General features: G+C 71.6%; 18 protein-coding genes. 13 read left to right on the top strand and 5 right to left on the bottom strand.

Going from position 1 to position 18,788, the window contains the following annotated elements:
- Window positions 1-33: 33 nt before the first annotated feature.
- The gene (locus ACPPVX_RS07475) at window positions 34-1,269 is read left to right on the top strand and encodes a hypothetical protein (RefSeq protein WP_426574271.1); all 1,236 of its coding nucleotides are present in this window, start codon (window positions 34-36) and stop codon (window positions 1,267-1,269) included.
- Between the two features lie 6 nt (window positions 1,270-1,275).
- On the opposite strand, the gene ACPPVX_RS07470 is transcribed toward ACPPVX_RS07475, so the two are convergent.
- Complete coding sequence (locus ACPPVX_RS07470) at window positions 1,276-2,286, bottom strand: glucosamine inositolphosphorylceramide transferase family protein (protein WP_426574270.1); 1,011 nt, start codon at window positions 2,284-2,286, stop codon at window positions 1,276-1,278.
- Between the two features lie 43 nt (window positions 2,287-2,329).
- Window positions 2,330-3,730: a hypothetical protein gene (locus tag ACPPVX_RS07465; RefSeq protein ID WP_426574269.1), complete on the bottom strand. Its 1,401-nt coding sequence runs from the start codon at window positions 3,728-3,730 to the stop codon at window positions 2,330-2,332.
- An 89-nt stretch (window positions 3,731-3,819) separates the two neighbouring features.
- Between ACPPVX_RS07465 and ACPPVX_RS07460 the strand changes: the two genes are divergently transcribed.
- From ACPPVX_RS07460 to neuC, 5 genes are read left to right on the top strand one after another with little or no spacing between them, the layout of a single operon-like run.
- The gene (locus ACPPVX_RS07460) at window positions 3,820-4,866 is read left to right on the top strand and encodes a Gfo/Idh/MocA family protein (RefSeq protein ID WP_426574268.1); all 1,047 of its coding nucleotides are present in this window, start codon (window positions 3,820-3,822) and stop codon (window positions 4,864-4,866) included.
- Entirely contained in the window at window positions 4,863-5,564 is a 702-nt protein-coding gene (locus tag ACPPVX_RS07455; protein ID WP_426574267.1) for a cytidylyltransferase domain-containing protein, read from the top strand. Before ACPPVX_RS07460 ends, ACPPVX_RS07455 begins: the two co-directional genes overlap by 4 nt.
- Window positions 5,561-6,385 (top strand): SDR family NAD(P)-dependent oxidoreductase, encoded by an 825-nt coding sequence (locus ACPPVX_RS07450; RefSeq protein ID WP_426574266.1) that lies wholly within the window; start codon window positions 5,561-5,563, stop codon window positions 6,383-6,385. The genes ACPPVX_RS07455 and ACPPVX_RS07450 overlap by 4 nt, the downstream gene beginning before the upstream one ends.
- Window positions 6,379-7,422 carry an N-acetylneuraminate synthase family protein gene (locus tag ACPPVX_RS07445; RefSeq protein WP_426574265.1) on the top strand — a complete coding sequence of 348 codons (1,044 nt, stop codon included), beginning with the start codon at window positions 6,379-6,381 and terminating at the stop codon, window positions 7,420-7,422. The genes ACPPVX_RS07450 and ACPPVX_RS07445 overlap by 7 nt, the downstream gene beginning before the upstream one ends.
- A complete protein-coding gene (gene neuC / locus ACPPVX_RS07440; protein WP_426574264.1) occupies window positions 7,412-8,590 on the top strand; it encodes a UDP-N-acetylglucosamine 2-epimerase in 1,179 nt (392 codons plus the stop codon). Before ACPPVX_RS07445 ends, neuC begins: the two co-directional genes overlap by 11 nt.
- Before the next feature lie 44 nt (window positions 8,591-8,634).
- On the opposite strand, the gene ACPPVX_RS07435 is transcribed toward neuC, so the two are convergent.
- The gene (locus ACPPVX_RS07435) at window positions 8,635-9,831 is read right to left on the bottom strand and encodes a glycosyltransferase (protein WP_426574263.1); all 1,197 of its coding nucleotides are present in this window, start codon (window positions 9,829-9,831) and stop codon (window positions 8,635-8,637) included.
- A gap of 220 nt (window positions 9,832-10,051) precedes the next feature.
- Here ACPPVX_RS07435 and rpsL point away from each other — a divergent pair, with 220 nt between their 5' ends.
- From rpsL to rpsJ, 5 genes are all read left to right on the top strand, one after another.
- Window positions 10,052-10,423: a 30S ribosomal protein S12 gene (gene rpsL / locus ACPPVX_RS07430; RefSeq protein ID WP_216997204.1), complete on the top strand. Its 372-nt coding sequence runs from the start codon at window positions 10,052-10,054 to the stop codon at window positions 10,421-10,423.
- 1 nt (window position 10,424) lies between these two features.
- Window positions 10,425-10,898 (top strand): 30S ribosomal protein S7, encoded by a 474-nt coding sequence (gene rpsG, locus ACPPVX_RS07425; protein WP_426574262.1) that lies wholly within the window; start codon window positions 10,425-10,427, stop codon window positions 10,896-10,898.
- Between the two features lie 129 nt (window positions 10,899-11,027).
- The gene (fusA, locus tag ACPPVX_RS07420; protein ID WP_426574261.1) at window positions 11,028-13,109 is read left to right on the top strand and encodes an elongation factor G; all 2,082 of its coding nucleotides are present in this window, start codon (window positions 11,028-11,030) and stop codon (window positions 13,107-13,109) included.
- A 72-nt stretch (window positions 13,110-13,181) separates the two neighbouring features.
- On the top strand, window positions 13,182-14,369 hold the full coding sequence (gene tuf, locus ACPPVX_RS07415) for an elongation factor Tu (protein WP_426574260.1): 1,188 nt from the start codon (window positions 13,182-13,184) through the stop codon (window positions 14,367-14,369).
- Window positions 14,370-14,377: 8 nt separating this feature from the next.
- Window positions 14,378-14,698, top strand: a complete 321-nt coding sequence (rpsJ, locus tag ACPPVX_RS07410) for a 30S ribosomal protein S10 (RefSeq protein WP_426574259.1) — start codon at window positions 14,378-14,380, stop codon at window positions 14,696-14,698.
- Window positions 14,699-14,818: 120 nt separating this feature from the next.
- Here rpsJ and ACPPVX_RS07405 read toward each other — a convergent pair whose 3' ends face one another.
- Together ACPPVX_RS07405 and ACPPVX_RS07400 are read right to left on the bottom strand one after the other, a co-directional pair.
- Window positions 14,819-15,952, bottom strand: a complete 1,134-nt coding sequence (locus tag ACPPVX_RS07405; RefSeq protein ID WP_426574258.1) for a glycosyltransferase family 4 protein — start codon at window positions 15,950-15,952, stop codon at window positions 14,819-14,821.
- Complete coding sequence (locus tag ACPPVX_RS07400; RefSeq protein WP_426574257.1) at window positions 15,949-17,070, bottom strand: glycosyltransferase family 4 protein; 1,122 nt, start codon at window positions 17,068-17,070, stop codon at window positions 15,949-15,951. Before ACPPVX_RS07400 ends, ACPPVX_RS07405 begins: the two co-directional genes overlap by 4 nt.
- 111 nt (window positions 17,071-17,181) lie before the next feature.
- On the opposite strand from ACPPVX_RS07400, the gene ACPPVX_RS07395 reads away from it, so the two are divergent.
- Window positions 17,182-18,204, top strand: a complete 1,023-nt coding sequence (locus ACPPVX_RS07395) for a Gfo/Idh/MocA family protein (RefSeq protein ID WP_426574256.1) — start codon at window positions 17,182-17,184, stop codon at window positions 18,202-18,204.
- Complete coding sequence (locus ACPPVX_RS07390; RefSeq protein WP_426574255.1) at window positions 18,201-18,788, top strand: acyltransferase; 588 nt, start codon at window positions 18,201-18,203, stop codon at window positions 18,786-18,788. The genes ACPPVX_RS07395 and ACPPVX_RS07390 overlap by 4 nt, the downstream gene beginning before the upstream one ends.

Below are 18,788 nucleotides of genomic sequence, written 5' to 3'. Positions count from 1 at the left end.
GGGCGGCCGCGGGCCGGCTCCTACACTGCCCCGATGCCCAACGCCGCCCCCGGGACCACCGCCGATCGGGCCTGCCTCGTCCTCGGCGGCGCCACCCACAGCACCCTCGGTGCGGTGCGCTCGATCGCCCGGCTCGGGATCCCCACCTTCGTCGCCACCATCGACCGTCGGGCCGTCCCCGTGTTCGCGGCCAGCCGGGCCTGTGCCGGGGTCCGGCGCGTCGCCGCCGGCAACCCGGGCGAGCTGGCCGGTGAGCTCCTCGACTTCGCCCGAGCCGAGCTCCCCTGGGCCGCCCACGTGCTGGTGATCAGCACGAGCGAGCGCGTCATCGACCACCTCGACGCCGGCCGGGACCGCCTCGACCCCCGCTTCGAGCTGGCCATCCCGCCCGCCGCGGTCTGCCGGGCGCTGCTCGACAAGGCCCAGTCGCTGCCCCTCGCGGAGCAGGCCGGGCTGCAGGTGCCTCCGTGGGCGTGCGTCGCGTCGGTGGCCGACATCGAGGCGCTGCCCCGGTTCGGGTTCCCCGTGTGCGTCCGCCCGACGGCGTGGGACACGGTCGGCGCCCACTTCTTCAAGATCGCGATCTGCGAGACGCCCGAGGCGCTCCGCTCGTGCCTCCTGGCCGCCGTCGCCGACGGCGGGACCTTCATCGTCCAGGAGTACAAGGGCGATGCCGACGGGCTGGACGTGGGCATGGTGTGGGTCGCTCCCGACGGATCCGACGTGCGGACCTGGACCGGACGCAAGCGGCGGTCCTCGTCGCCCGAAGGAGGCGTGCTGGCCTGGGGCGAGGCCCGGGCCCTCCCCGATGTGGAGGCCGGCGTGCGGGCGTTCGCCGCGTCGATCGGGTACCGGGGGATCGGCGGCATCGAGTTCCTCCGTTCCGGTGACGACCTGTGGTTCATCGAGTTCAACCCCCGTCTCGAAGCGTTCCACCGGCTGGGCGCCATCTCCGGCTTCGACGCGCCCGCGCTGCTCGCCGGGGCGTGGATCGGGCGGGAGCCCGGGCCTCCGGAGCGTTCCTCGCGTGCGGCCATGTGGGTCGGTGAGGCCTGGTCGCAGCGGGCCACCCACGACCGGCGGGGGCCGGCCCTGCTGGTCGGCGATGGTGCCCGGTTCCTCTCGCACCGGCGCCGGGTCTGCTCGCTGTGGTCGTTCCGGGACCCTGGCCCGGCGCTTGCGTCCGCTCGGGCCGCGCTGTCGCGCCGCGCTCGCCAGGGCGCGGCCTCGGTCCGCGGTCGGTTCCGGCGGGCCCGCCCGGCCGACTAGCCCCGCTCAGCTCCCGGGAGCCGCAGGTGCCGGAGGGCGGCGGCGCAGCTTGCGCAGCAGGCGTTCGGGGCGGACCCGGTAGACGAGCCGATCGGGCCGCAGGCGCAGGTGCTTCAGGTCGACCACGGTCTGCGAGCGGCCCATCGCCAGGGTGTGCAGGCCGATGAACGGGGGTGGCGGCTCGACGACCGGACCATCGACCAGCAGGGGCTCAGGGGCGAGTCGCAGCTCGCACAGGGCGAGCTCGGAGCCGTACCCCCGGGAGCTGCCCTGCATCGGGGCGATCCACGCATCCGGGCCGGTGCCGTCGCCGGCGGGCCGCGGAACGAGCGATCCTCCGGGTCGGACGTAGCTGGTCCGGTTCTCGATCGGGATCTGCTCCCACGTGGTGAGCGGATCGTCCGTGACGTACAGGACGAGGTGCCAGGCCGGCAGGGCCCCGGTGCCGAGCAGGTACCAGCGTCCTCCGTGCTCGAAGATCACCGCGTCTCGGACCGGCACGTCGATGATCGGGCCGACGTGGCGGGAGGCGCCCTCGTCGGGTCGGTACTCCCAGAGGTGGGTCGCGCCGCTCTCGTGCGCCTCGGGGACGATCCAGGTGCGGCCATCGTGGCGGAACGTGGTCGGGAACGAGAGGTGGAACGGAGCGTCGATCACGCCCTCGCGGAGCTCGGCTCCACCATCGGGGGTGAAGCGGAGGTGGGAGATCACCCCCCGACGGGTCGCGAACCGGTACTGCTCGACCAGGTACTCGTCGTCCGCTCCCACCAGGGCGACGGGGTCGGCGAGGAAGTCGTTCCGAGGGTTGCGGAGCCGCGAGAGCCCCGCCGGGTCGAGCCCTTCGGGCTCCGACGGGGGACCGGTCGCGATCCACCAGCTGTCATCGACCAGCCCAGGGCTGCGGCGCCGGAGCTGCTCCAGGCGGCCGTCGACGAAGGCGCGCCACCGAGGATGGTTCCGGCGGACGCGTGCAAGCGGCCGCCACGGGCCACCGGCCTCCCAGGTACCTTCCCCCACCTCCACGAAGCGTCACCGTATCCGCCGGGCGCGAGCCGCCCGATCATCCGCGGGGGACGCCCACCAGCTCCACGATCTCGTCGGTGAGGCGCCGGCAGCTCTCGCCATCGCCGTGGGTCAGCACCGCGGTCACCAGGTCGGCACGCGCCTCGCGCCCGAGGGACGGGTCGGCCAGGTGGGCGGTCACCGCCGCGACCAGAGCATCGAGGTCGGTGACCTCGTCGACCGCACCGGAGGCGGCGATCGGCGCCCAGTGCTCCTGGCGGTAGAACGCCCGGAGCCGCCGCATGCCGCGCCAGCCGATGCCCGGGATGAACACCGGCGCGACCGTGGGCCGGTCGACCGCCGCGCCGTCGATGGCCATCGACGAGCAGATGCTGAGGTGCACGACGGCGTGGGTGAGCGTCGAGATCTGCAGCGCGGTGTCGTGCGACGAGGGCCAGGCGCGGCCACCGTCGACGCGGCCCCAGCCCGGGTCGACGACGACGTGGTCCGAGGCGGCCGCCTCCCACCGGCTGCCCGCCTCCGCGGGGTGGCCGCGCACCAAGACGACGGGGGAACCGGGGATCCGGCCCTCGTCGATGGCGGCAGCGATGGCGGCCACGAGCCGCTCCTCGCCGGGGAACAGCAGCTCGGGACCAGCGGCGTAGAGGAGGACCGGGCGGTCGGGCGGCAGCCCGAGCTGGCGCCGCCAATCGGCCTCGTCCACCACCAGCGAGCGGTCCTGGTGCAGGTCGAACTGCGGCGCCCCGATGATGCGGACGTCGTCGCCGCTCAGCCCGGGATAGCTGCGCAGCAGCTCGCCGCAGTTGAACCGGTTCCAGACCAGGATCCGATCCGGCAGGACCGGCATGCGCCCTCGTGTGGTCGGGTTGTCGAACGAGATGATCGAGGCCAGGGTGGGCACGCACAGGGTCCGGGCCGCGAGCAGGGTGAGGTGGTCGCTGCGGTGGTAGGGCGTGAGCGAGATGACCGCGTCGGCGCCCTGCGGCTCCAGCCAGCGGATGAAGGCGTCGACGTTGGTGCCCGTTGCGGCCATCGCCTCGGCGGCGGCCTCCCGGCGAGCGGTCACCCCGGGCACGCGGAACACGACCTCGCCCCACGCCTGGCGGATCGTGGTGATGATCGTCTGCTGGGTGGTGCCGACGGCTCGGCGCCAGCGCCGGTTGATGGGCGTGGTGGGGCTCTTGAGGCGGTGGTCGAAGTTCAGGTCCGCGAACCGTTCGAGGCGGCGGTACTCGTGGCTCACCTCGGGGTCGGGCAGGCGAGCGGCCGTGGCGCCGGTGGCCTCCACCGCCTCGACCAGCTCGGGGTCGTCCCAGCTCAGGGCCACCGTGGTGTCGGCGACGGCGGCGAGGCGGTCGAGCAGGCCGGTGGGCAGCAGGTACCGAGCCGAGAACCCATAGGACGCCACGACGATGATGCGGGGTCGCAGCGCAGGCACCGAGCCGATCATACCGGCCTCCCGAACGGGCCCGCCGGCGATGCGGGTACGGTGGGCCGGGCCGGCAACGAGGGAGAGGGGCCCCGGTCATGCTCGTCGACGATGGCCCCGAGCCGAGCTGGGTGGTCGTGGGGTCGGGCAGCGCCGGCTACCGCCATGCCGCCGCGCTGCGCCGCCGCGACCGGTCCGCCACGATCACCGTGGTCCGTCGGCCCGAGAGCCACCAGCCGCGGGCTCGTCTCGATGCGCTCGACGTGCGGTACGTGCCCACGGTCGACGCCGCGCTGGACGCCGCCCCAACGGTGGCGGTCGTGGCCGGACCGGCGCCACGCCACGAGGCGGCGGTCGCCGCGCTGCTCGGCGCGGGGGCCGATGTCCTCGTCGAGAAGCCGCTCGCCGCCACCGCCGCAGCCGGCGCGGCGATCGACGCCGCGGCCCGGCAGTCGCCGCGGTCGGTCTGCGTCGGCTACCACCTCCGCGGCGACGAGCTCACCGCCGCCTTCCGGTCGGCGGTCCAGGGCATCGGTGAGGTCGAGGCGTTCGATCTCCACGTGGGCCAGCACCTCGATCTCTGGCGGCCCGGGGTCGACCCGGCTCGCTCGGTGAGCGCTCGCCAGGAGCTGGGCGGCGGTGTGCTCCTCGAGCTGAGCCACGAGCTCGATGCCGCGTCCTGGTGCTTCGGAACGATCGCGGCCGTGGCCGCTCGCACCCGGACCGACGGTGCCCCGACGGACGGTCGGGTCGAGACCGTGGCCGACGTCGAGGTGACCTCGGCCACCGGTGCCCTCGGCACGGTGCACCTCGACATGGTGAGCCGGTCGCCCCGTCGGACGTGGCGCGCCGTCGGCGCCACCGGCACGGTCGAGGCCGACCTCCTCGCCGGCACCATCCGGGGCACGGGCACCGCGGCCCGCTCCTCCCGAGACGTGGCGCCCGGCGGCCGGGACCGAGCCGAGGCCCGCCTGATCGACAACCTGTTCGAGGTGCACACCGGCGCCGCGTCGGCGATGTGCACGGTTGCCGAGGCCCTGCAGGTGCTCCACGTCATCGACGCCATCCGCGCCAGCGCCGCCGGTGGCGGCACCCGCACGACTGTCGCGGCGCCGGTCGGCGCGCCAGGGGGTGGCGCCCGATGAGGGTCGTCGGCGCCGTCTTCGCCCGCGGGGGGTCCCAGGGGATTCCGAACAAGAACCTCGAGGAGCTCGGTGGCCGGTCCCTCGTGGCCCGCGCCGTCGACGCCGCCCGAGCGTGTCCTGGTGTCGAGCGGGTGGTCGTCAGCACCGACTCGCCGCAGATCGCCGAGGTGGCTCGAGCGGCGGGTGCCGAGGTGCCGTGGCTGCGGCCCGCCCACCTGGCCACCGCGGAGGCCCACGAGTGGGACGCCTGGCAGCACCTGGTCTCCTGGCTCCAGGAGCAGGGCGAGCTGCCCGACCGGTTGCTGGTGGTGCCCGCCACCGCGCCTCTTCGCTCCGGGGCCGACCTCGAACGCTGCCTCGCCGCATCGGCGGAGCCCGGCGTCGATGTCGTCATCACCGTGAGCCCTGCGGCCCGCAACCCCTGGTTCAACATGGTGACCGTCGATGAGCGCGGTCAGGCCCGGCTGGTGCTCGAACCGCCCGAGCGCATCCACCGGCGCCAGGACGCTCCGCCCGTCTACGACGTGGGCACGGTCGCCTTCGTCGTCGATCCCCGCTTCGTCCAGCGGGCCACGTCCCTCTACGACGGCACGGTCCGAGCCGTCGAGGTGGCGCCCACCACCGCGGTCGACATCGATACCCTCGTCGACCTGGAGGTCGCCCGCACGCTCCACTCGCTCTCCGAGGAGGCCCCGTGACCCGGCCCACCCCCCACCCGCACCGAACGGTCGCGGAGCTGTCGAGGCTGGACGGCCGGGTCGTCCTCGTGACCGGCGGGGCCGGGTGCATCGGGCAGGTGGCCGCAGCAGGGCTGGCCGAGCAGGGCGCCCACGTGGTGGTGATCGATCGCGACCCGAGCGTGGTCGACGAGGTCGCGGCGCTCCTGGAGGCCCAGGGCGGCCGCGCCACCCCGCTGGCCGTGGACCTCGAGGACGAGGACCAGGTCGTGGGGATCGTGCCCCGCGCGCTGGCGGCCGCCGGCCGCATCGACGGGCTCGTCCACCTGGCGTCGCTCGTGAACGCCGAGCCCCTGCCCGGCTGGACCTCCGACGTGGTGCACCAGTCCACGGCCACCTGGCGCCGCGCCCTCGAGGTCAACCTCACCGCGGCGTTCACCCTGACCCGGGAGTGCATCCCGGCCCTTCGCGAAGGCGGGTTCGGGTCAGTGGTCTTCACGGGCTCCACCTACGGCCTGGTCGGTCCCGACTGGGGGGTGTACGAGGGCACCGACATGGGCAACTCGGCGGCGTACGCGGTGAGCAAGGGAGGGGTCAGCCAGATGGCCCGCTGGTTCGCCACCACGCTCGCCCCGGCCGTGCGGGTCAACACCCTCGTGCCCGGCGGCGTCGAGCGGGGCCAGCCGGCCTCGTTCGTCAGCCGGTACGAGGCGCGCACGCCGATGGCCCGCATGGCGGTCGAGGAGGACTACAAAGGGCCGATCGTCTTCCTCATGAGCGACCTCTCGCGCTACGTGACCGGCCACGATCTGGTCGTCGACGGTGGCTGGACGGCATGGTGAGGCCCACGCCCGTCATCGAGCTGGCGGGCCGCCCGGTCGGCCCGGGCCACCCGCCCCTGGTGATCCCCGAGATCGGCATCAACCACGTGGGCGATCTCGGCAAGGCCCGCCGGATGGTCCACGACGCGGCCCAGGCCGGCGCCGAGATCGTGAAGTTCCAGACGCACATCCCCGCGGCCGAGATGATCCCCAACGACGTCGTGCCGGGCAACGAGACCCGCTCGATCTGGGACATCATCAGCGAGGCCGTCCTCAGCGGTGACGACGAGCAGAAGCTGAAGGCCGAGGCCGAGGAGCTCGGGCTCGCGTTCCTGTCGACGCCGTTCAGCCGGGAGGCGGCCGACCGTCTCGAGGCCCTGGGCGTGACGGCCTTCAAGATCGGCTCCGGAGAGTGCAGCAACCTGCCCCTCATCGATCACATCGCCTCGTTCGGGAAGCCGATGGTGGTGTCGACCGGCATGCACGGCATCGAGCAGCTCGGGCCCACGGTGGAGGTCCTGCGGTCCCACCGCGTGCCGTTCGCCCTCCTGCACTGCACGAGCGTCTACCCCACGCCCCCATCCCTGGTGCGCCTCGGAGCCCTCGCGGAGCTGCGAGAAGCGTTCCCGGATGCGGTCGTGGGGTTGTCGGACCACACCCTCAACAACCACACCTGCCTGGCCGCCGTGGCGCTCGGAGCGTCCATCGTCGAGCGGCACTTCACCAGCGACCGCGCCTGGCCCGGGCCTGACATCGAGGTCTCGATGGACCCCGTCGACCTGGCCGACCTGGTGGTGGGAGCCACCGAGATCCACCAGGCGCTCGGTGGGCACAAGTCGGTGCTCGCCGAGGAGCAGGTGACGATCGACTTCGCCTTCGCCTCGGTCGTCACCATCGCCCCGATCCCGGCGGGCGCTCCCTTCGATGGCTCCAACACCTGGGTGAAGCGGCCGGGCGATGGGGAGATCCCGGCCACGCGGCTCCCCGACGTCCTGGGATCGGTCGCGTCTCGCTCCCTGCCCGCGAACCACCAGGTGACGTGGAGCGATGTCCGCTGACGCGACGGCGGGCGGTGCCGGCCCGCCCCGTCAGGTGTGGTTCCTCACCGGGACCCGGGCCGACTTCGGCAAGCTGAAGCCGTTGATCCTCGCCGCTGCCGCCGAGCCGGGAGTCGAGGTCACGGTCGTGGCGACGGGCATGCACCTGCTCGACCTCTACGGCTACACGGTCCTCGAGGTCCGCCGCTTGCCGCCGCCCATCCGGGTGCGCGAGTTCGCCAACCAGCCCACCGGCGCCACCATGGACGTGATCCTGGCCGAGACGACCGCCTCGCTCGGGCGGATGTTCAACGAGCACCGTCCGGACCTGCTCGTGGTGCACGGCGATCGCGTGGAGGCGCTCGCCGGGGCCGCGGTGGGGGCGCTCCGGGGCGTCCCGGTGGCCCACGTCGAGGGCGGCGAACGGTCGGGCACGATCGACGGCGTCCTGCGCCACGCCATCTCGAAGCTCTCCCACCTCCACCTCGTGGCCAACGACGAGGCCGCTCGAAGGATCCTGCAGCTCGGTGAGGTGCCGTCGAGCGTCCGCGTCCTCGGCTCACCCGACATCGACGTGATGGTGTCCGGGTCGCTTCCAGACCTCGACGCCGTGCGGGCGTCGTACGCCATCCCGTTCGACCGCTACGTGCTGGTGCTGTTCCACAGCGTGACCACCGAGCCCGACGAGGCCGCCGCCGCGACGGCCCAGGCACTCCTCGCGGCCGTCGACGCGGTCGGGCTCCCGGCGGTGGTGGTGTACCCCAACAACGACCCCGGCGGCCAGGCCATCCTCGACGTGTACCGATCGCTCGACGGCCGTGACGGCTACCGGGTCTTCCCGTCGATCCGGTTCGAGGCGTTCCTCACCCTGCTGGCCCATGCCGAGGTGCTGATCGGCAACTCCAGCGCCGGGATCCGAGAAGCACCCTTCTACGGCGTGCCCACCGTCAACATCGGCAGTCGCCAGCGGGACCGGTTCCACCATCGGTCGATCCACTCGTGCGACGGCACCGTCGCGGCCATCTCGGCCGCGATCACGGCGGCGCTCGAGGGCGACCGGGTCCCGGCGGCCGATCACTTCGGCGCGGGGGACAGCGCCGGGCGCTTCGTCGAGGTGCTGCGCGACCCCGCCACCTGGTCGATCGACCTCGACAAGCGGTTCTTGGACCTCGACGCCGGCCCGCCCTGAACGGCGCCGCCTCCCAGCCGCGGCCGTGGCCGTGCCCGCAGGCGTCAGCGCGGCGAGGCGGGGTGGTGGGCGATCAGCTCGTCCCACAGGGCGGTGAGCGCCGCCTGCTGCGCGCGCTCGGTGTACCGGTCCACGTACCGCTCCCGCGCCGCGGCTCCGAGCGACCGCCGCAGGTCGGCGTCGGCGACGAGCCGGCCGAGCGCCGTCGCGCTGGCGTCGACGTCGTCGACCTCGACGAGGAGGCCGAGCCCGCCGTCGAGGCGATCGGGCATGGCCCCCACCGCCGTCGAGACGATCGGAAGCCCCGCGGCCATGGCCTCGACGCCGGTGACGGGGCCGCCCTCCGAGCGCGAGGTGATGGCGAAGACGTCGAGCCCGGCGTAGAACGCGGCCCGGTCGGTCACCAGGCCCGGGAGCTCCACGCGCGCGCTGATGCCCAGCGCCTCGGCCTGGGCGCGCAGCGCCTGCTCCTGGGCGCCGGTCCCGCCGATGCGCAGCACGACGTCGGACGCGCCTGGGGCGATGCGGGCGAACGCCTCCAGGAGCACGTCGAGGCCCTTGACCTCGTCGAGCCGGCACAGGGTGCCGATCACGAGCGGTTCGCCGGCCGGCCGGGCCGACGCCCGCTGAAGCTCCAGCAGGTCGTCCTCGATGTCGAGGGCCGACTGGCTGATCGTGACCGTGCGGCCCTGGTAGTCGAAGTGCTCGGCGAAGTCGGCGACCTGCCCCGGGTGCGAGATCAGGATCAGGTCGAGCTGGTTGCAGGTCCCCCGGAAGCCCTTCCGGTAGATGTTGGCGGCGTACTCGGGCGTGATCTCGTGGACCGACTGGTAGAGCACCGGCACCCCGGCGGCGTGCGCGGCGGCCAGGCCCTGCTGGACGAAGGGGAGCGGGGGCCCGAAGAGGTGGAGCACGCTCGTGTTCGCGAGCACCTCCTGGCCCGGCCCGTCCCAGTAGCGGGCGGCCATCCGCCGGACCACCCGGTGGGTGCCGAGCCGGCGCCCGGCGCGCTGGTTGGCGATGGCCTGACGGTTGCCGACGCGCACGAGGGCTCGTCCGGTGACATCGAGGGCCCTCGACCTGGCGGTGGACTCCCAGAGGTGCTCCAGGGCGCTGAAGTCGTAGGCGGCCAGGCGGTCTGCGGTGGTCGACCCGGGCGGTGTGGAGCGGCCGGCGCGGATCGCGACCCGGTGGCCTGTCGCCGCCGCCAGGTCCGCGGCGGCCAGGATCCTCGTCTCCATCCCGCCGTATCCGCCGAGCTGCCAGCCAGCGAAGGTCACCTGAGGTGGTTGCGCGCTCATGATCGCTGGGGACGCTAGTGGCCGGGCCCCTGGGCCTCCCCACCGTGACCAGGTGGCCGATCTTGCTCCGACCGGGGGTGTCCTCCTAGCATGTCTCTTCGGCTCAACGACGGATGTCGTCGTTCGGGAGCCACCATCGAAGTCATCGAGAGGTTCGTTCGTGCCCACCATCCAGCAGCTGGTCCGCAAGGGCCGCCAGGACAAGCCCACCAAGGGCAAGACGCCCGCCCTCAAGGGCGCGCCGCAGCGCCGTGGCGTCTGCACCCGCGTGTACACGAACACCCCCAAGAAGCCGAACTCCGCCCTGCGCAAGGTGGCCCGCGTCCGCCTGTCGAGCGGCGTCGAGGTCACGGCCTACATCCCCGGTGAAGGCCACAACCTCCAGGAGCACTCCATCGTCATGGTCCGTGGTGGCCGTGTGAAGGACCTTCCCGGTGTCCGTTACAAGATCATCCGCGGCACCCTCGACACCTCCGGTGTGAAGGACCGCAAGCAGGCCCGCAGCCGTTACGGCGCGAAGAAGGAAGGCTGACATGCCCCGCAAGGGTCCCGCACCCCGCCGCGAGCTCATGCCCGACCCGATCTACCGGTCGGTCGTCGTCACGCAGCTCGTCAACAAGGTCCTGCGCCACGGCAAGCGCTCCACCGCCGAGCGCATCGTGTACCAAGCGCTCGAGATCGTGCAGACCAAGACCGGCACCGACGATCCGGTGGGTGCGCTGAAGCGTGCGGTCGACAACGTCCGCCCCCAGCTCGAGGTCCGCAGCCGCCGTGTCGGTGGCGCGACCTACCAGGTCCCCGTCGAGGTCAAGCCCCGTCGGGCCAACACCCTGGCCATCCGCTGGCTCGTGGGCTACTCGCGGCAGCGCCGTGAGAAGACCATGGCCGAGCGCCTGGCCAACGAGATCCTCGACGCCAGCAACGGCATCGGAGCCTCGGTGAAGCGCCGTGAAGATCTGCACAAGATGGCAGAGTCGAACAAGGCCTTCGCCCACTACCGTTGGTAGTCGCCTTCGGGCATCAAGACCTTCCCATCCCTACGAGCCTCCGGGTTCGGCATGCATACGACCGGGCCTGCTGCGCAGGACCCGGTCGTGGCATGGAACCAGCACCAGACGTGAACTGAGATCAAGCAGATGCCCGACAACATCCCACTCGAGCGCTACCGCAACATCGGGATCATGGCCCACATCGACGCGGGCAAGACCACCACGACCGAGCGGATCCTCTACTACACCGGCAAGACCTACAAGATCGGTGAGGTCCACGAGGGTGCGGCCGTCATGGACCACATGGTCCAGGAGCAAGAGCGCGGCATCACCATCACCTCCGCCGCCACCACCACGTTCTGGAACGACCACCGGATCAACATCATCGACACCCCCGGCCACGTCGACTTCACCGTCGAGGTGGAGCGGTCGCTGCGCGTGCTCGACGGTGCCGTCGCGGTGTTCGACGGCGTCGCCGGCGTCGAGCCCCAGACCGAGACCGTCTGGCGCCAGGCCGACAAGTACGGCGTGCCGCGCATGTGCTTCGTCAACAAGCTCGACCGCATGGGCGCCAACTTCTACGACGCGGTGGCCTCCATCAAGGACCGCCTCGGCGCCAACATCGCCGTGCTGCAGATCCCGATCGGCTACGAGTCCGAGTTCGCCGGCGTGGTCGACCTCCTCAAGATGAAGGCCCTCGTGTGGGGCGGCGAAGAGCTGGGCGCCAAGTTCGACATCGTCGACATCCCCGCCGACCTCGCCGACAAGGCCGAGGAGATGCGTCACGAGCTGCTCGACGCCGTCGGCTCCGTCGACGACGACATCCTCGAGAAGTACCTCGGCGACGAAGAGATCACCGAGGCCGACCTGAAGGTCGCCATCCGCAAGGCCACCCTCGCCAACGAGCTCGTCCCCGTGCTCACCGGCTCGGCCTTCAAGAACAAGGGCGTCCAGCCCCTGCTCGACGCCGTGGTCGACTACCTCCCCTCGCCCCTCGACCTCCCGCCGGTCGACGGCGTGGAGCTCAAGGGCGGCGCCCCCACCACCCGCGACCCCGATGCCAAGGCGCCGTTCTCGGCCCTGGCGTTCAAGATCGTCGCCGACCCGCACGGCAAGCTCACCTACTTCCGGGTGTACTCCGGCACGCTGCACAAGGGCGACAGCGTCCTCAACAGCCGCACGGGCTCCAAGGAGCGCGTCGGGCGCATCCTGCTCATGCACGCCAACAACCGTGAGGACCTCGACTTCGTGTCCGCCGGCGACATCGCGGTGGGCATCGGCCTCAAGAACACCCGCACCGGCGACACCATCTCCGACGAGAAGAACCCGATCATCCTCGAGGACCTCACCTTCCCCGAGCCCGTGATCCAGGTCGCCGTCGAGCCCAAGACCAAGGTCGACCAGGACAAGATGGGCAAGGCCCTCTACTCCCTCGCCGAGGAAGATCCCACCTTCGTGGTGAAGACCGACGAAGAGACCGGGCAGACCTTGATCTCCGGCATGGGCGAGCTGCACCTCGAGGTGCTGGTCGACCGCATGATGCGGGAGTTCGGCGTCGAGGCCACCGTCGGCAAGCCCCAGGTGGCCTACCGCGAAGCGCTCACCCGGATCGTCGAGAAGCACCGCTACACCCACAAGAAGCAGACGGGTGGCTCGGGCCAGTTCGCCGACGTCACGATCATGCTGGAGCCGGGCGAGCCCGGTGAGGGCTACTCGTTCACCGACAAGATCTCCGGCGGGCGCATCCCCAAGGAGTACATCGGTCCGGTCGATCAGGGCATCCAGGCGGCGCTGTCGTCGGGCGTGCTCGCCGGCTTCCCGATCATCGACGTGAAGGCCACCCTGCTGGATGGCTCCTTCCACGACGTGGACTCCTCGGAGATGGCGTTCAAGATCGCCGGCACCATGGCGTTCAAGGAAGCCGCCCGCATGGCCAAGCCCGTGCTCCTCGAGCCCATCATGGCCGTCGAGGTCGTGACCCCCGAGGACTACATGGGTGACGTGATGGGCGATCTGTCGTCTCGCCGGGGCCGCCTCAGCGGCAACGAGCAGCGCGGCAACGCCACCGCCATCCGGGCGGAAGTGCCCCTGTCGGAGATGTTCGGATACGCTACCGACCTCCGTTCGCGCACCCAAGGTCGCGCCAACTACACGATGCAGTTCGACAGCTACCAGCAGATGCCGAGCAACATCCAAGAAGAGATCGTCGCGCGCTTGCGCGGCGAGTAATCCCAGTTCTCACACGCATTCACCAACCCGTACCAGATCAACACGTAGACGAAAGGCTCCAGGGCAACTGCCATGGGTAAAGAGAAGTTCGAGCGGAACAAGCCGCACCTGAACATTGGCACGATGGGTCACATCGACCATGGCAAGACGACGTTGACGGCGGCGATCACCAAGACGCTCCATGATGCGGATCCGACGACGGCGTTCACGCCGTTCGACATGATCGACAAGGCTCCGGAGGAGCGGCAGCGGGGGATCACGATCAACATCTCGCATGTGGAGTACGAGACGGCGAACCGTCACTACGCGCATGTGGATATGCCGGGTCACGCGGATTACATCAAGAACATGATCACGGGTGCGGCGCAGGTCGATGGGGCCATTCTCGTGGTGGCGGCGACGGATGGTCCGATGCCTCAGACTCGTGAGCATGTGCTGTTGGCTCGTCAGGTCGGGGTGCCGTCGATCGTGGTCGCGTTGAACAAGTGCGACATGGTCGATGATGAGGAGCTCCTCGAGTTGGTGGAGATGGAGGTCCGTGAGCTGTTGACGGAGTACGAGTTCCCTGGTGATGACACGCCCGTGGTTCGGGTGTCGGCGCTCAAGGCGCTCGAGGGTGATGCGGATGCGGCGGCGCAGGTGCTGGAGCTGATGGCGGAGGTCGATTCGTTCGTGCCGGAGCCGGTGCGTGACATCGACAAGCCGTTCTTGATGCCGATCGAGGATGTGTTCTCGATCACGGGTCGTGGGACGGTGGTGACCGGCAAGGTGGAGCAGGGTCAGATCCACACGGGTGATGAGGTGGAGATCGTCGGGATCAAGCCGACGCAGAAGACGACGTGCACGGGTGTGGAGATGTTCCGCAAGCTGCTCGATGAGGGCATGGCGGGCGACAACATCGGTGCGCTGCTTCGTGGCACGAAGAAGGAAGAGGTGGAGCGGGGTCAGGTGCTGTGCAAGCCGGGCAGCATCACGCCGCACACCGACTTCGTTGGTGAGGTGTACGTGTTGACGAAGGAGGAGGGTGGTCGTCACAAGCCGTTCTTCGCGAACTACCGGCCGCAGTTCTTCTTCCGGACCACGGATGTGACGGGGACGATCACGTTGCCGGAGGGCACCGAGATGTGCATGCCGGGTGACAACACGTCGATGACGGTGGAGCTGATCGCGCCGATCGCCATGGATGAGGGCCTTCGGTTCGCCATCCGTGAAGGTGGCCGCACCGTGGGCGCCGGCCGCGTCATCGAGATCCTGAAGTAAGGGCTGACATGGCAGACGCACAGAAGATCCGCATTCGCCTCAAGGCGTACGACCACGAAGTGATCGACCAGTCCACCAAGAAGATCGTGGAGACGGTGCTGCGCACCAACGCCACGGTCCGTGGGCCGATCCCGCTTCCCACCACGAAGCACCGCTACACGGTGATCCGGTCGCCCCACAAGTACAAGGACTCCCGCGAGCACTTCGAGATGCGCATCCACAAGCGCCTCCTCGACATCCTCGAGCCCACGCCCAAGACGGTCGATTCGCTCCAGCGCCTCGATCTGCCGGCCGGCGTCGACATCGAGATCAAGCTCCAGCAGGTCTGATCCCTGGCCTCGCTGAGGCCGCGATCACCGCAGACGTCACGAAGGGGTGCCTCCGGGCACCCCTTCGTCGCGCCCGCACCCGGAGCGGGCGAGCACCGGTTCCGTCAGGTAGCGGTTCCGTCAGGCGCCCAGGACGGCATCGAGCCAGCGAGGGCCCACGACGACCGTGGCGTGCTCGTCGCGGACGTACCGGCGCAGGGCGAGGGCCCGCTGGTCGGCCGCTCCGGGCTGGTCGAGGCAGGCGGTGGCCGCGGCGACCAGCCCGGACAGGTCGCCGGGGGCGGCGAGCAGGCCGCGATCGGCAGCGAGCAGCGCCGCCAGGTCACCGGTGCGCACCGCCACCACCGGCACGCCGCGGGAGCCGGCCTCCAAGGCCACGAGGGGCAGCGGGTCTTCCCGGCTGGGGACCACGAGGGCGGCGACGTCGGTGACCGCCGACCAGGGCGCCTCGGTGGCCGGGTGACGCACGAGGGGGTCGGAGCTCCCCGCCGCGAGCCGCCAGGGCGAGGGCTCCGGGGCGCCGACCCAGTGCCAACGAGCGGCCGGATGGGTGCGGCCCAGCTCGTGGGCACCCGCGATCGCCAGATCCGTGCCCTTGCGCCAGCCGGCCGTGCCGATGGACACGAGTGCCGAGCGGGGACCGGGCGCGAGGGCAGCGTCCCACCCTCCTGGGGGATCGTCGACCGAGCCGGGGACGATGGTGAGGCGCCCCGACGGGGCCCCGCTGCGCACCGCCAGGTCGGCCACCGCGGGGCCCACGGCAAGGAGGGCCTCAGGACGCAGCAGGAGCGCCTCGGCCTGGGCGCCGTGGACCGACCGGCTGAGGGCCACGTCGAGCTCGTGCAGGTGGGCGACGACGCGGGCCTGACCGATCGATGGCTCCACGGCCTCGAAGGTGGGCCACGCTCCGGCGCCCTGCACCAGCACGACATCGGGGCGGGGCAGGCGGCGGACGCGGTGGCGGATCCAGCGCTCGTCGACCTGGCGCCCGGCCGCGGATGCGCCCAGCTCGGCCAGGGCCAGCGCCGTGCTCCGGGCCCGGCTGCGCCCGATGGCCGGTTCGAGCGCGGTGACCGAGGCCGCGACCGAGGCGAGCTCGGTGCGCAGCGGCCCATCGCGCCCGGCCAGGATGTGGATCTCGACGGCATCGGGCCGGACCCGCGCCTGCCACCGGACCAGGCGGGCGAGGGCCACGGGGACGCCCGAGCGGTCGAGGTCGTGGAGGATGGCCCAGAGGACCGGAGGCCTGCTCACGGGGTGGCGCCGACGATCGCCGCGTGCACCACGGGAGCCAGGCGCTCGGTGGTGCGCCAGGCGGCTGCGGCCTGGAGGGCTGACCCAGCGGCACGGCGCCCCGCCGGGTCGGCGAGCAGACCGTGGACCCGCTCCACCAGGCCCAAGGCGTCTCCGGCCGGAGCCACCAGGTCGTCGAGCCCCGCCTGGCGCAGGAGGTCGGCGGCACCACCGGTGTCCCAGGTGACGACGGCGATGGCCTCGCTGGCCGCCTCGAGCACCGCGACCGGTGCAGGGTCCTCCCGAGCCGTGTGCAGGAGGATCCCATCGGGGGGAAGCCAGGCGCGGACATCGGGAACCTCCCCGACGAGGTCGAGGTGGCCGCCCAGGTCGGCTGCCTCGATGTCGTGGCGGACCAGGCGGGCGACGGAGCCATCGGCGGGGCCCCCGATCCACGCCGCGGCGAGCGTGGGGTGCAGGGTGCGGAGCTCGCTCACGACGGCGACGAACGCATCGGGCCCCTTCCGCGCGGTGAGCGAGCCGACGGCGATCACGTCGTGGTGCCCGCTGGGAGGCGACCGGTCGGGGAGGGGAGCGTCGATGGAGGAGTCGACCACGGTCACCATGGACGGCGGCACCTGCCACCGGTCCCGGAGCATCGCGGCGACCCGATCGCCCGTGGCGATCAGGTGATCGGTCTCGCCGAGGAGCCGGGTGCGCTCCGGCCGCGTCAGGATCCGTTCGCACACGTGGTCGAGCTCGTGGATCCAGACGACGAGCCGCGACCGTCGCCTCACCGACGCCGCGGCGGTCCAGGCCGCCACGGTGTTGGCCACCACGATCGGGTGGCCGGCGAGCTGGTGGCGAGGGCGGGTGAACGACTCGCCGGCGCGGGCGAGCGCCGGGAGCGGCGCGTGGGACCTGATCAGGGGGGCGGCTCGTTCGGACCATCGGCCCCCGACGCGGGTCGGGCCGACCCCCTCGAACCGGTGCTGCAGCGGCCCGCCCCGCTGCAGCCACACGGCCAGATCGACCGATCCGGAGCCGGCCGCCCACTGCGACCAGCGCAGGGCCATCCCCGGTGCACCCGTGTCGCTGGCGTCGTGACCCACCAGCAGAACCTCGGTGGGGCGCTCCATCGCTGCATCATCGCACGGGCTCCAGGCGGCCGATCGCCCGGTACGTCACGCTTCGGCGCGGATTGGGCCATGGCTTAGAGTGGGCGGCTCATCCGAGGAAGGGCAGGGGGAGTGCCAGGAACCGCCAACACGGCACCACGCGCGACGCGGGTCGCGGTCGTCGGCTGCGGCGCGTGGGGCAAGAACCACGTGCGCACCCATGCCGGACTCGGCACCTTGGCCGCCGTGGTCGACCCCGATCCCGCGGTCGCCCAGGCCCACGCCGACACGTACGGGGTCGCCTCCGCCACCTTCGACGAGGTGCTCGCCGACCCGACGATCGACGCCGTGGTGGTGGCAGCACCTGCGGCCGACCACGCTCGCCTCGCCGAGGCCGCGCTCGGGGCCGGCAAGCACACCTTCGTCGAGAAGCCGCTCGCGCTGAAGGTCCAAGACGCCGAGCGGGTCGTCGCCGCCGCCCACGCGGCGGACCGCGTCCTCATGGTGGGCCACCTGCTCCAGTACCACCCCGCGTTCCTGGCGCTCAGCGACCTGGTGGCATCGGGCGAGCTCGGCGACCTGCGCTACCTGTACTCGAACCGGCTCAACCTCGGGCAGTTCCGCCAGGAGGAGAACGCGCTGTGGAGCTTCGCTCCGCACGACCTCTCCATGATCTTGAGCCTGGTCGGCGAGGAGCCCTCCGACGTGTGGGCCACCGGAGCGGTCTTCTTGAGCTCCGAGGTGGCCGACGTGACCACCACCCACCTCACCTTCGCCAGCGGCCCGCGCGCCCACGTGTTCGTGTCCTGGCTGCACCCGTTCAAGGAGCAGCGCCTGGTGGTGGTGGGCAGCGAAGCCATGGCGGTGTTCGACGACCGCAACGAGTGGGACGACAAGCTGGTCGTCTTCCGCCACAGCGTCGATTGGACCGATGGGCGGCCGAAGCCCATCCGCGCCGAGTCCGAGCCCGTCGCCCTCCAGGTGTCCGAGCCCCTCCGCGACGAGTGCCAGCACTTCTTGGACTGCATCGCCTCCGGGGCCACGCCCCGCACCGATGGAGCGGAGGGACTGCGCGTGCTGCGCGTCCTCGCCCGGGCCCAGGAGGCCCTCGAATCCTCCTCCAGCTTCGCCCCTCCGTCCGGAGGCCTGGTGTGAGCGACGACGAGCCGGTCGTCCACGAGTCCGCCTACGTCGACGATGGCGTGGTGATCGGTCGGGGCACCAAGGTCTGGCACTTCTCCCACCTCATCTCGGGCTCGGTGATCGGCGCCGAGTGCTCGATCGGCCAGAACGTGGTGGTCGGTCCCGACGTGGCGATCGGCGACCGGTGCCGCATCCAGAACAACGTCAGCGTCTACGCCGGCGTCACGCTCGAGGACGGGGTGTTCTGCGGGCCGTCGTGCGTCTTCACGAACGTGTACAACCCGCGTGCCGAGGTGTCTCGCAAGGACGAGTTCCGGTCCACGGTGGTGCGGCGCGGGGCCACCATCGGCGCCAACGCCACCATCGTGTGCGGCAACGAGATCGGCGCCTACGCCTTCATCGGGGCCGGCGCGGTGGTGAACCGGCCGGTGGCGGCGCACGCCCTGGTGGTCGGCACGCCCGCCCGCCAGATCGGGTGGATGAGCCACGACGGCGAGCGCCTCGGCGAGGACCTGACCTGTCCTCGCAGCGGACGGCGCTACGAAGAGGTCGGCGGTCAGTTGCGAGAGATCACCAGTTCTTCTCCGGAGGCTTGA

The organism is Aquihabitans sp. McL0605 (assembly GCF_049993875.1).
GTDB lineage: Bacteria > Actinomycetota > Acidimicrobiia > Acidimicrobiales > Iamiaceae > Aquihabitans.
This window is presented reverse-complemented; position numbering and strand designations above follow the sequence as displayed.

Coding starts and splice junctions, on each gene's coding strand:
- ACPPVX_RS07475 (WP_426574271.1), top strand. CDS start 34: ATGCCCAACGCCGCCCCCGGGACCACCGCCGATCGGGCCTGCCTCGTC.
- ACPPVX_RS07460 (WP_426574268.1), top strand. CDS start 3,820: ATGCTCGTCGACGATGGCCCCGAGCCGAGCTGGGTGGTCGTGGGGTCG.
- ACPPVX_RS07455 (WP_426574267.1), top strand. CDS start 4,863: ATGAGGGTCGTCGGCGCCGTCTTCGCCCGCGGGGGGTCCCAGGGGATT.
- ACPPVX_RS07445 (WP_426574265.1), top strand. CDS start 6,379: ATGGTGAGGCCCACGCCCGTCATCGAGCTGGCGGGCCGCCCGGTCGGC.
- neuC (WP_426574264.1), top strand. CDS start 7,412: ATGTCCGCTGACGCGACGGCGGGCGGTGCCGGCCCGCCCCGTCAGGTG.
- ACPPVX_RS07435 (WP_426574263.1), bottom strand. CDS start 9,831: ATGGAGACGAGGATCCTGGCCGCCGCGGACCTGGCGGCGGCGACAGGC.
- rpsG (WP_426574262.1), top strand. CDS start 10,425: ATGCCCCGCAAGGGTCCCGCACCCCGCCGCGAGCTCATGCCCGACCCG.
- fusA (WP_426574261.1), top strand. CDS start 11,028: ATGCCCGACAACATCCCACTCGAGCGCTACCGCAACATCGGGATCATG.
- tuf (WP_426574260.1), top strand. CDS start 13,182: ATGGGTAAAGAGAAGTTCGAGCGGAACAAGCCGCACCTGAACATTGGC.
- rpsJ (WP_426574259.1), top strand. CDS start 14,378: ATGGCAGACGCACAGAAGATCCGCATTCGCCTCAAGGCGTACGACCAC.
- ACPPVX_RS07400 (WP_426574257.1), bottom strand. CDS start 17,070: ATGGAGCGCCCCACCGAGGTTCTGCTGGTGGGTCACGACGCCAGCGAC.